The following is a 13,979-nucleotide window of genomic DNA, read 5'->3' as shown; positions in this document are numbered from 1 at the left end:
GCGATCACGCACATTCCTGTCAGCCGATTAGCGATCTTATCGAATAGTGGCTATCCGCTGCTATGCGCAAACGTTTGCGCGATGAGCGATACATCGCAACTATGGAAATCGACTCATGCCTTCGATGTTCGCTGAGCGCCCGATGATGGGCCTCGACGCCATGTCTGCCAGCAAACTGGCCGCCGACGAAGCACGCGTGCGGTATTTCTACGAGCAGCTGCAGTGCGGCCGCTTTCATCTGGCCTTTCAGCCGGTGAGATCTGCCACCGACATCCAGCGCTCCTTATACAGCGAGGGCTTGCTGCGCAGCGAAGGCGAGCCGCTGGGCTTTAATCCGTTCGCCTTGCTGGAGCGCCGCCATGCCATGCGGCGTCTCGACCATTTCGTGCTCGACGCGGTTGTTGGCCTGCTGCAGGCAAATCCGATGTTGACGTTGGGCTGCAATGTCTCGGCCCAGAGCGCGCGGATCGATTACCACTGGGAGTTGATGCTGCAGCGACTGGTTGACGCCGATCTGGCCGCGCGGCTGGTCATCGAGATCACCGAGAGTTCGGCACCTTGTGGCCATGATCAGGCCGTCGAGTTTGTTCATCAGTTGCGCAGCACCGGCTGCCATGTGGCCATCGACGACTTCGGAGCAGGCTTCGCCACGCTGGCGTTTATCCAAGATGCGCAGCCGGACATCATCAAGATCGATCAGGGCTATGTGCAGCGCGCGCGGCGCTCCGCGCTGCATGCCAGAACCCTCCGGCACCTGGTTGGCCTGTGCAACACCCTGGCTACCCATGTGGTGGTCGAGGGCATCGAAACCACCGATGACCTGGCAATCAGCCGTGATTGCGAAGCGCAGTGGGTACAGGGATTTCTCTTCGCCCGCCCGCAAAAACTCATCGAAGGCCTGGACATGCCGTGCGTGTTGAAAGGTGCATGAATCCCGGGTTGCGCGTGGAGTAGGTATGTGCGATCCGATACCTGGCGGCCGGTCGGACGCCTGATAACCGAGAGGCAAGTGATGGCGCTTAGAAATTTGAAGATTGGTGTGCGTGCCGGTGCGTGTTTCGCCGCCCTGGCTACCTTGCTGGTTGTGCTGGGAATCATCACCTTCGAGCAAATGAAGCGCATGGACAGCATGAGCGATGGTATCGAGGCGAAGTGGTTTCCGTCGACACTGGCCCTGAATGAACTGGGCATGTCGGTCATGCGCGTCAGGGCGCTGACCCTGCGTTTCTACGCCCTCGATAGCGACGAGGCACGCCGTGCTGCGTTACCCGCGCTGGACAGCGCCAAGGCGGATCTGGCCCGCGCGCAGAACGACTACACACCCTTGGTCGACTCCGATTCCGAGCGTGTTCTTGTGCAGCAATTGCTCGGCGTCAAGGATCGCTACCTGCAGCACCAGCGCGACGTGGTCGAGCAATTGATGCGTGGTGAGCGGGCGAGTGCCGAACGGATCCTGACCGGTTCCATGGCTCAGGAAGGTGACCAACTGGTCGAAGAGCTCAAGGCGCTCACCGAATACAATCGCCAGGGCGCCATGCGTGACTTCGGCGAAAGCGATGAGGTATTCGAGAGCAGCACACGTACCGTGGCGCTGGTGGTGCTCATGGCTACGCTGCTGACCATTACCCTGGCAATTGTGCTGACTCGCAGTATTGTCAAACCGCTTGGCGAGGCGGTCGAGGTCGCCCAGAGCATCGCCGCCGGCGACCTGACCCGCGATTTCGAGCACCAAGGCCATGATGAGCCCGCGCAGCTTCTAAAAGCCTTGGCCACCATGCAGGGCAGCTTGCGCGCTACTTTGCAGCGTATTGGCGAGTCGTCCAATCTGTTGGCCTCATCATCCGAAGAGCTGCAGGCGGTAACCGAGGATGCGACCCGCGGCCTGTATCAGCAGAACGATGAGATCGAGCAGGCGGCCACTGCGGTGAACCAGATGACTGCCACGGTGGAGGAAGTGGCGCAGAACGCGGTCAGCACCTCCGAGGCATCGCGTCAGTCCGACCAGGCCGCGCACGGCGGGCAGGAGCAAGTGCGCAAGACCGTCGACTCCATCCATCTGCTGGCCCGGGATGTTACCGAAACCTCTGAAGAGGTCGGCAAGCTGGCCGGCAGCGTGCGCGAGATCAGCCAGGTGGTCACGGTTATTCGCTCCATCGCCGAGCAGACCAATCTGCTGGCCCTGAACGCGGCCATCGAGGCTGCTCGGGCTGGCGAGCAGGGACGGGGCTTTGCGGTGGTCGCGGATGAGGTACGGGCGCTGGCGCATCGTACCCAGCAGTCGACCGGGGAAATCGAACAGATGATCGAGAACATTCAACACGGCACCGAACATGCGGTGGCCGCCATGCAGAGCAGCAGTGCCCGCGCCGATACCACGCTGACCCTGGCCCAGGCCGCCGGCGACGCGCTGGATGACATCGTGCAGGCTATCGCTTCGATCACCGAGCGTAATCTGGTGATCGCCAGCGCCGCGGAGCAGCAGGCCCAGGTGTCGCGTGAGGTAGACCGCAACCTGATGAATATCCGCGATCTGTCGCAGCAGACCTCGGCCGGTGCCAACCAGACCCGTGCCGCGAGCCAGGAGCTTGCCAGCCTGGCGGTTAGCCTCAATGGTCTGGTCACCGCTTTCCGGGTCTGACCACGAACGGTGCCGAACGACTCGCCACAGATAGCTGGCGTTCGGCGCCGTTGTTTACTTTATCGCCGCTTCAGAAGTGACTTGGAAAACAATGAAAATCCTGCATGTGGACTCGAGCATCTCGGGCGATCGCTCGTTGAGCAAGGAGCTGTCTGCCATCGCAGTCGCCAACCTGCGTGCTATCTACCCGGATGCCGAGGTGCTGTACCGAGACCTGGTCGAAAACCCCATCAACCACCTGACCGGTCCGATATTCGCCGGTTTCGAGGGGGGTGAGCTGGCTGATGCCGACGAAGCGCTGCAACAGGAGCATCGGCTTTCCGAGCAATTGGTAGACGAGTTTTTGGCCAGCAACATCCTGGTGATCGGTGCGCCGATGTACAACTTCTCCATTGCCAGTCAGTTGAAGGTCTGGCTGGATCGTATTGCTCAGGTGGGGCGCACCTTCAGCTACACCGAGCATGGCACCGTAGGCCTGGCCGGCGGCAAATGTGTGATCGTGGTGTCGGTGTGCGGCGGCTTCTATTCCCACGGGCCCATGGCACCGATGGATTTCCAGGAGCCGTACCTGCAGAGCTTCTTCAAGTTCCTGGGCATCACCGACGTGCGCTTCGTCAGGGCCGAAGGGGCGCTGAAAGGCGAGCTGGAGCGCAGCGAAGGCATCAAGGTCGCCAAGGCTGCGCTATCTCGCGTTTACTGACCGACGACTGCCGCATAGGCAACCGCCTTACTCCGCCTTGTGCAGGGGATGGTTGTCGGTTTGCTGCGGTTTGCTGCGCAGCAGCGACAGTACCCAGGCGAAGAAGATCGGCACGAAGATCACCCCCAGCAAGGTCGCACTGAACATACCGCCCAGCACGCCGGTGCCGATGGCGCGCTGGCTGGCGGCGCCTGCGCCGGTGGCGATCACCAGCGGCACCACGCCGAGCATGAAGGCCATGGAGGTCATGATGATCGGCCTGAAGCGCAGGCGAGCGGCTTCGATGGCGGCATCGCGCAGCGAGTAACCGTCTTCCCAGAGGTCCTTGGCGAACTCGACGATCAGGATGGCATTCTTTGCCGCCAGGCCGATCACGGTGATCAGGCCGACCTTGAAGTAAACGTCGTTGGGCAGGCCGATGGCGGTCACCGCGAGCACCGCACCGAGGGCGCCGACCGGTACGATGAGCATCACCGCCAGCGGAATCGCCCAGCTCTCGTACAGGGCGACGAGCAGCAGGAACACCACCACGATGGCCAGGGCGAAGAGCATCACCGCCTGGCCACTGGCGACCCTCTCCTGGTAAGAGAGGCCAGTCCATTCGTAGCCGATACCGTCCGGCAAGTCGGCGGCGATGCGCTCCAGTTCGGCCATGGCCTCGCCGGTGCTGACGCCAGGAGCGGCGTCGCCGGAGATGCGGATCGACGGGTAGCCGTTGTAGCGCGCCACCTGCACCGGGCCCTGTTCCCATTGGGTGGTCACGAAAGCGCTAAGTGGCACCAGATTGCCGCTGTCGTTGGGCACGTGCAGCTTGAGCACGCTTTCCGGGGTCATTCGCGCGGCCTGTTCGGCCTGTACGACCACGCGCTGCTGGCGACCGGCGTTGGCGAAGTCGTTGATCACCGAGGAGCCGAAGGCGGTGGACAGCGCATTGCTGATCGACTCGAAACTGACGCCCTGGGCGCGTGCCTGCTCACGGTCGATGACCAGGCGCAGCTGCGGCGCTTCGGCCAGGCCTTCCATCATGCCGTAGAGGAACAGCGGGTTGCCGTTGACCTTGCCGAGCACCTGGTCACGGGCTGCCAGTAGCGCTTCGCGGCCGAGGCCGCCGCGGTCCTGAAGACGCAGGGCGAAGCCGCCGGAGTTGCCCAGGCCTTCGATCGGCGGTGGTGGAACGGCCATCATGGCGCCGTCATCAAGGTTGGCGAAGCGGCCGTTGACTGCGGCCGTCTCAGCCTCGACCGATTGCTGCGAATCGCGCTCGGACCAGTCCTTGAGTAGCGGGAAGGCGATGGCGGCGTTCTCGCCCATGCCCGAGAAGCTGAAGCCCAGCACCAAGAACGAGGTTGCCACGGCCTCGCGGGTGGCGAGAAACTCCTCCAGCTGCTTGCCGGTCGCCGAAGTGCGCTCGCGCGTCGCGCCGGGCGGCAGCTGGATGTCGACGATCATGTAGCCCTGATCCTCGACCGGCACGAAGGATTCCGGTAGGCGCAGGTAGAAGAAACCCATCAGCACCACGATGCCCAGATAGATGAACATGAAGCGCCCGGCCCGCGGTACCAGCTTGCTGTTGAGCCTGGTGTAACGCCCGGTCAGGCCGGTGAACTTGCGGTTGAACCAGCCGAAGAAACCGGTTTTCTCGTGATGCCCCTGGGGGATCGGTTTGAGAATGGTGGCGCACAGCGCCGGCGTGAAGGTCAGCGCCAGGAAACCTGAGAACAGGATCGACACCGCCAGCGACAGCGAGAACTGCTGGTAGATCACCCCCACCGAACCTGCCATGAACGCCAGTGGCAGGAACACCGCCGACAGCACCAGGGTAATGCCTAGGATCGCCCCGGACACCTGGCCCATCGCCTTGATGGTCGCCGGCACCGGTTCCAGGCCTTCTTCGGCCATGATCCGCTCGACGTTCTCCACCACCACGATGGCGTCGTCGACCAGGATGCCGATGGCCAGCACCATGCCGAACATGGTCATCATGTTCACCGAGAAGCCCAAGAGGTACATGAAGGTCAATGTGCCGAGCAGACACACCGGCACCACGATCGACGGAATCAACGTGTAGCGCACGTTCTGCAGGAACAGGAACATCACCAGGAACACCAGCACCATGGCCTCGACCAGAGTCATGATGACCTTGTCGATGGCCACATCGACGAAGCGCGAGGTGTCGTAGGGCACCGAGAACTGCACGTTTTCCGGGAAACCAGCGGACAGCTCGGTGAGGCGCTGCTTGACCGCCTCTGCGGTCTGGATGGCGTTGGCGCCAGGGGCCAGTTGCACGGCAGCGGCCACGGCCGGCTTGCCGTCCTGGCGTGAGCCGAAGTTGTAATCCTGGCTGCCGACCTCGATACGCGCGACATCGCCCAGGGTCAGGCGCGAGCCATCCTGGTTGGCGCGCAACACGATGGCGGCGAATTCCTCGGGGCTGTCCAGGGTGCCCTTGACCGCCAGGGTCGCGGTCAACTCCTGCTCGGCGCTGCCCGGCGTGCTGCCGAAGGCGCCGGCCGGCACCTGTACGTTCTGGGCACGGATGGCGTTGTTGACGTCATCGATGGACAGGCCATAACCGACCAGCTTCTGCGGGTCGATCCACACACGCATGGCCGCTTCGGAGGCGAAGAACTGCAGCTTGCCGACGCCCTGTACACGGCGGATCTCGTTGTTGATATTGCGCGCGGCATAGTCGGCCAGCGCCGTGGTGTCGTCGTTGGCGCCGCCATCCTTGTAGCTCAGGGCGTAGATCAGCAGAAAGCCAGCGGTGGCCTGTTCGGTCTGAATGCCCAGGGTCAGCACAGCCTGGGGCATGCGTGCTTCGGCTTTCTTCAGGCGGTTCTGCACATCGACCTGAGCCAGTTCCGGGTCCGTGCCCGGTTGGAAGGTCACGGTGATTTCGGCGATGCCGTTGGCGTTGCTGGTGGACTCGAAGTACAGCAGATTCTTGGCGCCGTTGAGCTCTTCCTCGATCACACTGGTGACCGAGTCGGTCAGCACCTGGGCCGAAGCACCCGGGTAGGTGGCGGTCACGGTTATCTGTGGCGGCGCCACGTTGGGGTACTGCGCAACCGGCAGAAAGGGGATAGCCAAAAGGCCGGCCATGGTGATGAACAGCGCGACCACCCAGGCGAAGTTCGGGCGCCGGATAAAGAACAGAGACATCATGTCATGGGCTCCGGCTTACTGCGCCTGTGAAGGGTTGGCGGGCGTGTCTGGCGCTGGCGCGCCGTGTTCACGGGGCACCACCTTGGCGCCTGGCTGGATCGCGCCCAGTGAGCTGACGATGACCTTGTCGCCGGCCTTGAGGCCTTCGGTAATCTGCCAGCGGGCGCCCTGCATGGCACCGGTGGTGACCGGCCGCGCTTCCACGCTGTTGTCGGCGCCGAGCAGCATCACGCTGGCCTTGCCATCGGCGGAGCGCTGCACGGCGCGCTGCGGTACCAGGATGGCGTCTTGGTCGAGCCCTTGGGTGTGCGCACCCGCACGTACATACCCGGCAGCAACACGCCCTGGGGGTTGTCAAAGCGCCCGCGCAGGGCGATCTGCCCGGTGCTGCGGTCTACCGAAATGTCGGTGAACAGCAGGGTGCCCTTGCTCTCGATATCGGTGCCGTCGACGCGCAGCGACAGCGCCTTGTCGCCCTCGCCGGAAACCTTGCCATCGGCGATGGCGGCGCGCAGGCGCAGGGCATCGGCAGCCGGCTGGCTGAAGTCCGCATACACCGGGTCGAGCTGCTGAATGCGGGCGAGCAGGGTGGTTTCGCCCTGGCCGACCAGCGCGCCTTCGGTCACCTGGGCACGGCCGATGCGCCCGGCGATGGGCGCGCGGACCTGAGCGTAACCCAGATCCAGCTTGGCGGTTTCCACATTGGCCTGGGCCGAGCGTTTGTCGGCCTGAGCGCTACGCAGGGTGGCGCGGGCCACGTCGAAGTCTTGCTGGCTGACCGCGTTGATCTTCACCAGCGGCTGATAGCGCTCGACGGTGGCCTGGGCCTGGAACAGCTGCGCTTCGGTGCGGGCCAGTTCGCCCTCGGCGCGTGACAGCGCCGCCTTGAAGGGCGCGGGGTCGATCTGGAACAGCAGGTCACCGGCCTTGACGTCGGCGCCTTCCTCGAAGGTGCGCTTGAGTACGATGCCGGCAACCCGCGCACGCACCTCTGCTACACGCACCGGCTCGATGCGGCCCGGCAGTTCGGCCACCACGGTGAAGGGTTCGGTCTTGACGGTGAGCACATCCACCTCACGCGGTGGCGCTTCGCCCCAGCCCTGTTCGCCCTTGTCGCAGCCGGCCAGAGCGATGGCCATGGAGAGGGTGATCGCCGAAACGACGTGACCAGCGCGAATCCTGCTCATGCTTCACCTGGGGCGCAATGCCCGTTGCAATTATTCTGGAAAGGCGCGAATGGTCAGCTATAGATGCGGGTGAGTCAATATTGTCTCATTTGCATTTTGTGTGACTAGATTTGGCAGTTATTACGGATATTGAGACTTTTGCTGCACAATGGCGCGCCGTGAAGAAAAACTTGAGAGCAATGCATTGACACAACGACCTGTCGCCGAAGAAAAACTCCTTAAGGCCTTGGCCGTGGCCATGGTCGAGCAGCCCCGTGGAACCTTCAAGGAAATCGCCGAGGCGGCCGGGGTCAGCAAGGCTACCCTGAACCGATTTTGCGGAACCCGCGACAACCTGATCGAGATGCTCTTCGACTATGGCTCAGAGGTGATGAACCAGGTCATCGCCGAAGCCGACCTGCAGCATGCGCCGGTGCCAGAAGCCTTGCAACGTCTGGTGGACGGGCACCTGGTGCATCGTGACCTGCTGGTATTCCTGATGTTTCAGTGGCGCCCGGACTCGCTGCATCAGTGCGGCGAAGAAGCGCGCTGGTTGCCGTATACCAATGCGTTGGACCAATTCTTCCTGCGCGGCCAGCAGGAGGGGATTTTTCGTATCGATATCGGCGCGCCGGTACTGACCGAACTGTTCGCTTCGCTGCTGTTCGGCCTGGTCGATGGCGAGCGACGGGGGCGGGTAGCGCGGGCCAGCATGGGCGCGTCGCTGCTGCAGTTCTTCATGCAGGGCGCGGCGACCTGAGCAGGCGCTGACGTGTTGCGAGCGCGCTGGGCGGCAGGGCTGGTAGTATCCGGCTATCTGAAGACTTTGAGCCGGTGCACGCAGAGGGATGCTGCGCTTTGCGGAGAAACCAAGCATGAACGTACAAGTGATCGAGCGCGACGGCGAGCCGGAATACGCGGTGCTGCCGTGGGCCGAGTATCAGGCGCTGCTCCAGGCGGCCGGCAAGAGCCCTGCAGTGGTTCCGAGCCAGCCCGATGCCGATGCGCCCAAGCCGTTGAGCGAGCTTACCGCGTTGCGTGAAGGCAAGGGCCTGAGCCGTGACGAGCTGGCGCGCGCGGTGGGCATCAGCCCGCATTATCTGGGTATGATCGAAAGCGGCGAGCGCCAGCCCGATGCCGCCATTCTGCGGGCGCTGGCCTGGGTGCTCGGCATCTCCGGTTGGCAGGCATGAGCGTGCGCATCAGCCGCACGCACTGGGAGGCGCTGCTCGCAGCGCTCGAAGATGCGCGCCGGCAGCGCCATCTATTGACCTACCGCGCGCTGATCGAGCGCCTCGCGCTACCGGCGCCGGCCATGCAAACCCTTACCGCTGCGCTCGAACACCTGGCCGCACTGGATGCGCGCAGTGACCGACCGCTGCGCAGCGCCCTGGTGATCAGCCAGGGCGCCAGCCGCCTGCCACGCACCGGGTTCTTCGAGTGCGTCACCCGCCTGGGCCGTTTCGACGGCGCCCCCGACGGCGTCGCGGCCGCCTCCTGGCATGCTTCGGAAGTGGCCCGGGTGTTCGAGTTCGAGTATCCCGATACGCCCTGACCAACCTGCCGATCCGCCATCGTCTGCCCAGGCATTTAAGTTTCGGGGCGGCCGGGTCGCTCTGTATGGCTGACTCCCATACGTTGGCAGGGCCATGCGTCAATACAGCCGCATCATGTTTCGTTCATTGTTCCGGGTGAAGGTCAGTGACCGCCACTCCGGCAAGCTCATCGGTTACGCCCGTGACGTCTGCGAAGACGGTCTGCGGCTGATCTGCGACCTGCCGGTGGAGGTGGGTGCACAGTTCGGCCTGAGTCTGCGCATGCGCGCCAGTGATGGTGCCATGAGCCAGGTGGAGCTCAACGCCACCTGCCTGTGGGTGCGGGAAAATCCGCAGAGTGGTCATCAGGAGCTCGGGCTGCAATTGCTGCAGCCCGGCGATGACTACGTGGCGTTCGTCGAGCGCCTGCGCGTCGACCGCGGTATTCCGGCCACACCGCCCTGACATCTCACCCCAGGGTGCCGAGGATGTTCACCCCGACGCGCTCGGGAATCTCGTTCTGCGAGAGCACGTGCAAACCGGGGCTGAATACCCGCGCATAACGGGCCAGCAGCGGGCGCAGCTGTGGCATCACGGTGAGGATCGGCGGATGACCTTCCTTGCGCAGGCGCTCCTTTACCACCGGCATGGTGTTTTGCAACTGGTTGAGCAGGTTGGGCTCCACCGGAATGTTGTCCAGGCTGACCGGGCCGGCCTGCTGGGCGATGGACAGAGCACTGAGCAGGGTGTTTTCCAGGCTGTTGTCGAGCACGAACACGGCCAGTTCCTGACGCTCACCGGCAATGGCCGAGACGATGCTGCGACGCAGGGCGAAGCGCACATCGGCGGCCAGCAGCAACGGATCCTTGGTGGTCTCGCTGGATTCGAGCAGGGTCGAGGCGATGCTGACGATATCGCGCAGCGGTACCTGCTCCTGCAGCAGTTGGCGCAGCACGCGGTGCTGCAGGCTGTAGCTGAGCTGCGCCTTGATGTTCTCGGCCAGCTTGGGGGCCTGCACGGTCAGGCGCTGCATCAGGTGCTCGACGTCGTCGTGTTTGAACAGGTCGGGCAGGTGTTCGCGGATCACCTTGTTCAGATGGGTGGCGATCACGCTGGCGCAGTCGATCACCTGATAGCCCAGGTTGAGGGCGCGTGACTTATCCGCCGGCTGGATCCACACCACCTGCATGCGGTAGGCCGGGTCGGTGCCCAGAATGCCGTCCACTTCACCGTAGAGTTCCAATGCCGGAATCGCCATCAGGCGGTCGGCATGCAGCTCGCCGCTGTCCACACGCTCGCCGTTGACCAGAATCTGGTACTGGTTGGCCTTCAGGCGCAGGCTGTCGCGGATGTGCACCTCCGGCAGCAGGAAACCGAGGCTTTCCGAGAGCGTCTGGCGTACGCCACGCACCCGCTGGACTAGCGGCGCGCCACCTTCCTCGTTGACCAGGCCGACCAGCTTGTAGCCCAGTGACACCGACAGTCGCTCGACCAGCGGGATGTCTTCCCAGGCCAGGTTCTGGGTGCGCTCGGTGGTCATCGCCTTGCTCAATGCCTGGGTCTGCTCCAGCACCTCGCCCTCGATCGGCGGGGCGTTGCGCGAGACGTGCCAGGCAATGAAGGCCATCAGCGCGGCGAAGCTGCCGAAGGCCACGAACGGCATGCCCGGTACCAGCGCCAGGATGAACAGGATGGCCGCCACGGTGTACAGCACCTGGGGCGAGGCGAGCATCTGCCGGCGCACCAGGCTGGTGATCTCGGCGCTCTCGTTGACCCGGGTGATGATGATCGCCGCCGCCGTGGACAGCAGCAGCGCCGGAATCTGCGCCACCAGGCCGTCACCGATGGTCAGCAGTGCGTACAGGCGGAAGGCTTCGCCGCCGGCCAGGCCATGGACGAACACGCCGATGGCCAGGCCGCCGAACAGGTTGATGAGCAGAATCAGGATGCCGGCGATGGCGTCGCCGCGCACGAACTTGCTGGCGCCGTCCATCGCGCCGTAGAAGTCCGCCTCCTTGCCCACTTCGACACGGCGCTTCTTGGCCTCGGCCTGATCGATCAGGCCGGCATTGAGGTCCGCATCGATGGCCATCTGTTTGCCGGGCAGGGCGTCGAGGGTGAAGCGCGCGGTGACTTCGGAGATCCGCTCGCCGCCCTTGGTGATGACCATGAAGTTGACGATGGTGAGGATCACGAAAACGATCATGCCGACGATAAAGTTGCCGCCGATCACCACATGGCCGAACGCTTCGATCACCTTGCCCGCTGCGCCCGAGCCGGTGTGGCCATCGAGCAGCACCACGCGGGTGGAGGCCACGCTCATGCACAGGCGCATCAGGGTGGTGACCAGAATCACCGTGGGCAACAGCGAGAAGTCCAGCGGGCTGCGCGACGACAGGCTGGTCATCAGCACCAGCACGGCGATGCCGATGTTGAAGGTGAACAGGATGTCCAGCAGCAACGGCGGCAGCGGCAGGATGATCATCGCCAGGATCGACAGGATCACCACGGGAATGCCGAGGCGCCCGTTGCTCAGTGTCGATGCGACGTGTTGCAGTGGTTTCATGACAGGCCTCTGTTGGCAAGGCTTTCGGGTATCGGGAGGTTGCCCGGCAGCTCGGGGCGACGACGGCGCCCCTGGCGCCAGGCCTTGAGTTGCAGCACGTAGGTCAGAACCTGGGCGACGGCCTTGTACAGCGCCGTGGGAATCTGCTGGTTGACCTGGGTGGTGAAGTAGATGGCCCGGGCCAGGGGCGGAATCTCCACCAGATCCAGGCCGTGGCGCTGGGCCAGTTCGCGGATGTACAGCGCGGTGTCGTCGTTGCCGCGGGCGATCACGTAGGGCGCTTCGGCCTTGCTGCTGTCATAGCGCAGGGCGACCGCATAGTGCTGCGGGTTGACGATCACCACGTTGGCCTCGTGGATCACCTTGCTGATCTGGCGATGCAGCATCTGCTTCTGCACCTGACGGATGCGCGCCTTGACCTCGGGGCGGCCTTCCTGATTCTTGTGCTCTTCCTTGATCTCCTGCTTGCTCATGCGCAGGCGTCGATGGAACAGCAGGCGCTGCAAGGGAATGTCGATCAGCGAGAAGAGGATGAATACCACCAGCAGCATCAGTGCGCTGTTCATCGCCAGGTTCAAAGCGCCGGCGATGGCGGTGTACACGTCGCTGCGCTGCAGGGCCGTCAGTTGCGTCACCACGTCGCGCGCCAGGTAGGCGGCGAGCAGGCCCAGCACGAGGATCTTGCCGAGGGACTTGAACAGATCGCTCCAGCTCTGCGCCGAGAAGAACATGCGCTTCAGGCCGCTGAGCGGGTTGAGCTTGGAGGCCTTGAAGGCGAAGTTCTTGCTGGCGAACACCCAGCCGCCAGGGATCATGGAAAACACCACCACCAGCAGACTGGTCAGCCCCAGGGGCACCAGCAGCATGACGAACAGCATCAGGTTATGGGCCAGAAACTGCTCGAGGTCGTCCTGGCCGAGCTGGCCCGGCTGCAGGTTGACGAAGGTACGCGCGAAACTGTCCTGCAGGCCGGTGTAGAACCAGCCGACGCTGTACTTGAGGGTCAGCAGGGTGGCCAGCAGGGTAATGGTGGTGGACAGGTCCTTGGAGCGCGCGACCTGGCCTTCTTCCTTGGTCTTCTTGAGCTTCTGGTGCGTGGGCTGTTCGGTTTTTTCCTGGCTGCTCTGGTCGCTCATGTCAGGCCGCCTCCCATCAGGGTGCCGAGGTCATCGAGCAGGCGGCGGGTCAGGTGCAGATAGTGCTGGGGCACGTCGGCGAGCGTCATGTAGATGCACAGCAGGCCGGTGATGATCGACAGTGGAAAGCCCAGGGAAAACAGGTTCATCGCCGGCGAAATGCGATTGAGCAGACCGAAGCAGAACTGCACGAGCATGGTGCAGAACACCATGGGCAGGGTGAACAGGGTCGCGGCGGCGATCATCCAGCTCAGCGACTGGGCGAAGGCCATGAAGCCGGCGTAGGGCAGGGGTTCGTCCATCGGCCAGTGCACGAAGCTCTGGTACAGCACGCTGATGCCGAGCAGGTGGCCGTCGATGGAAAAGAACAGGAACAGCAGCAGGATGAAATACACCTGGGCGACGATGGACGACGACGACACGCCGTTCACCGGGTCGTTGTAGCGCGCCATGCTCATGCCCATCTGGGTGGAGATGATTTCACCGACCAGGGTGAACACGGTGAACACCAGTTGCATCGACAGGCCCAGCAGGGCGCCGATGGCCAGCTGCTGGAAGGCCACCCGCAGGCCGCGCACCGACAGCGGCTCGAAGTAGTCCAGCGGCGGCAGGCTGTGGGCCAGGGCGATGCTGGCCAGCAACGCCAGCACGACCCGGGCGCGCACGGGCAGGGCGCGGTGGCCGAACATCGGCGCGACGGCAAAGAACGCCAGCAGCCGGCAGAAGGGTGCCCAGTAGCCCTGCAGGGTCAGCAGCAGTTGAGACAACTGGTAGACGGAGGCTTCGGCGGGCACGTACGTCTACCCGACCAGACGGCTGGCCTGCTGGAAGCTCTCGATGAACAGCTCGCTCAGCGTGCGCAGAATCCAGTGGCCGGCGAACACCAGCATGCCCAGGGTAATCAGCAGGCGCGGCAGAAAACTCAGCATCTGTTCGTTGATCTGCGTGGCCGCCTGGAAAATGCTCACCAGCAGGCCGCCGAGCAGGCTCGGCACGACCAGTACGCAGACCACCAGGGCGGTGATGTGCACGGCGTTGGCGACGATGGAAACAGCGGTGTCGGGCGTCAGCAT

General features: G+C 63.7%; 12 protein-coding genes and 1 pseudogene. 7 read left to right on the top strand and 6 right to left on the bottom strand.

Annotation, left to right across the window (positions count from 1 at the left end):
• Positions 1-145 precede the first annotated feature (145 nt).
• The 3 genes from BM279_RS06410 (at position 146) to BM279_RS06400 (ending at position 3,338) form a co-directional block, all read left to right on the top strand.
• Positions 146-931 carry an EAL domain-containing protein gene (locus BM279_RS06410; RefSeq protein WP_306109830.1) on the top strand — a complete coding sequence of 262 codons (786 nt, stop codon included), beginning with the start codon at positions 146-148 and terminating at the stop codon, positions 929-931.
• Positions 932-1,012: 81 nt separating this feature from the next.
• Positions 1,013-2,638, top strand: a complete 1,626-nt coding sequence (locus BM279_RS06405) for a methyl-accepting chemotaxis protein (RefSeq protein WP_093502037.1) — start codon at positions 1,013-1,015, stop codon at positions 2,636-2,638.
• A 91-nt stretch (positions 2,639-2,729) separates the two neighbouring features.
• Positions 2,730-3,338 (top strand): FMN-dependent NADH-azoreductase, encoded by a 609-nt coding sequence (locus BM279_RS06400; RefSeq protein ID WP_093502035.1) that lies wholly within the window; start codon positions 2,730-2,732, stop codon positions 3,336-3,338.
• A gap of 27 nt (positions 3,339-3,365) precedes the next feature.
• Here BM279_RS06400 and BM279_RS06395 read toward each other — a convergent pair whose 3' ends face one another.
• Positions 3,366-6,500 carry an efflux RND transporter permease subunit gene (locus BM279_RS06395; RefSeq protein ID WP_093502526.1) on the bottom strand — a complete coding sequence of 1,045 codons (3,135 nt, stop codon included), beginning with the start codon at positions 6,498-6,500 and terminating at the stop codon, positions 3,366-3,368.
• An 18-nt stretch (positions 6,501-6,518) separates the two neighbouring features.
• A pseudogene (locus BM279_RS06390) lies at positions 6,519-7,690 on the bottom strand (efflux RND transporter periplasmic adaptor subunit).
• Positions 7,691-7,928: 238 nt separating this feature from the next.
• On the opposite strand from BM279_RS06390, the gene BM279_RS06385 reads away from it, so the two are divergent.
• The 4 genes from BM279_RS06385 to BM279_RS06370 all read left to right on the top strand — a co-directional run bounded on the left by BM279_RS06385 (position 7,929) and on the right by BM279_RS06370 (position 9,669).
• Positions 7,929-8,429, top strand: coding sequence for a TetR/AcrR family transcriptional regulator (locus BM279_RS06385; RefSeq protein ID WP_244154139.1), 501 nt, complete (start codon positions 7,929-7,931; stop codon positions 8,427-8,429).
• 115 nt (positions 8,430-8,544) lie between these two features.
• Positions 8,545-8,862, top strand: a complete 318-nt coding sequence (locus BM279_RS06380; protein WP_093502031.1) for a helix-turn-helix domain-containing protein — start codon at positions 8,545-8,547, stop codon at positions 8,860-8,862.
• Positions 8,859-9,224: a hypothetical protein gene (locus BM279_RS06375; RefSeq protein WP_093502029.1), complete on the top strand. Its 366-nt coding sequence runs from the start codon at positions 8,859-8,861 to the stop codon at positions 9,222-9,224. Before BM279_RS06380 ends, BM279_RS06375 begins: the two co-directional genes overlap by 4 nt.
• A 94-nt stretch (positions 9,225-9,318) precedes the next feature.
• A complete protein-coding gene (locus tag BM279_RS06370; RefSeq protein WP_093502026.1) occupies positions 9,319-9,669 on the top strand; it encodes a PilZ domain-containing protein in 351 nt (116 codons plus the stop codon).
• Between the two features lie 4 nt (positions 9,670-9,673).
• Here the strand turns inward: BM279_RS06370 and BM279_RS06365 are convergent, their stop codons facing one another.
• The 4 genes from BM279_RS06365 to BM279_RS06350 are packed head-to-tail and all read right to left on the bottom strand — an operon-like array spanning position 9,674 to position 13,979.
• On the bottom strand, positions 9,674-11,770 hold the full coding sequence (locus BM279_RS06365) for a flagellar biosynthesis protein FlhA (RefSeq protein WP_093502024.1): 2,097 nt from the start codon (positions 11,768-11,770) through the stop codon (positions 9,674-9,676).
• Positions 11,767-12,906 carry a flagellar type III secretion system protein FlhB gene (flhB, locus tag BM279_RS06360; RefSeq protein WP_093502022.1) on the bottom strand — a complete coding sequence of 380 codons (1,140 nt, stop codon included), beginning with the start codon at positions 12,904-12,906 and terminating at the stop codon, positions 11,767-11,769. Before flhB ends, BM279_RS06365 begins: the two co-directional genes overlap by 4 nt.
• Positions 12,903-13,700 carry a flagellar biosynthetic protein FliR gene (gene fliR / locus BM279_RS06355; RefSeq protein ID WP_093502020.1) on the bottom strand — a complete coding sequence of 266 codons (798 nt, stop codon included), beginning with the start codon at positions 13,698-13,700 and terminating at the stop codon, positions 12,903-12,905. The genes flhB and fliR overlap by 4 nt, the downstream gene beginning before the upstream one ends.
• Positions 13,701-13,706: 6 nt before the next feature.
• On the bottom strand, positions 13,707-13,979 hold the full coding sequence (locus tag BM279_RS06350) for a flagellar biosynthetic protein FliQ (RefSeq protein WP_013792137.1): 273 nt from the start codon (positions 13,977-13,979) through the stop codon (positions 13,707-13,709).

The organism is Phytopseudomonas straminea, assembly GCF_900112645.1.
GTDB classification, from domain to species: Bacteria; Pseudomonadota; Gammaproteobacteria; order Pseudomonadales; family Pseudomonadaceae; genus Aquipseudomonas; species Aquipseudomonas straminea.
This window is presented reverse-complemented; position numbering and strand designations above follow the sequence as displayed.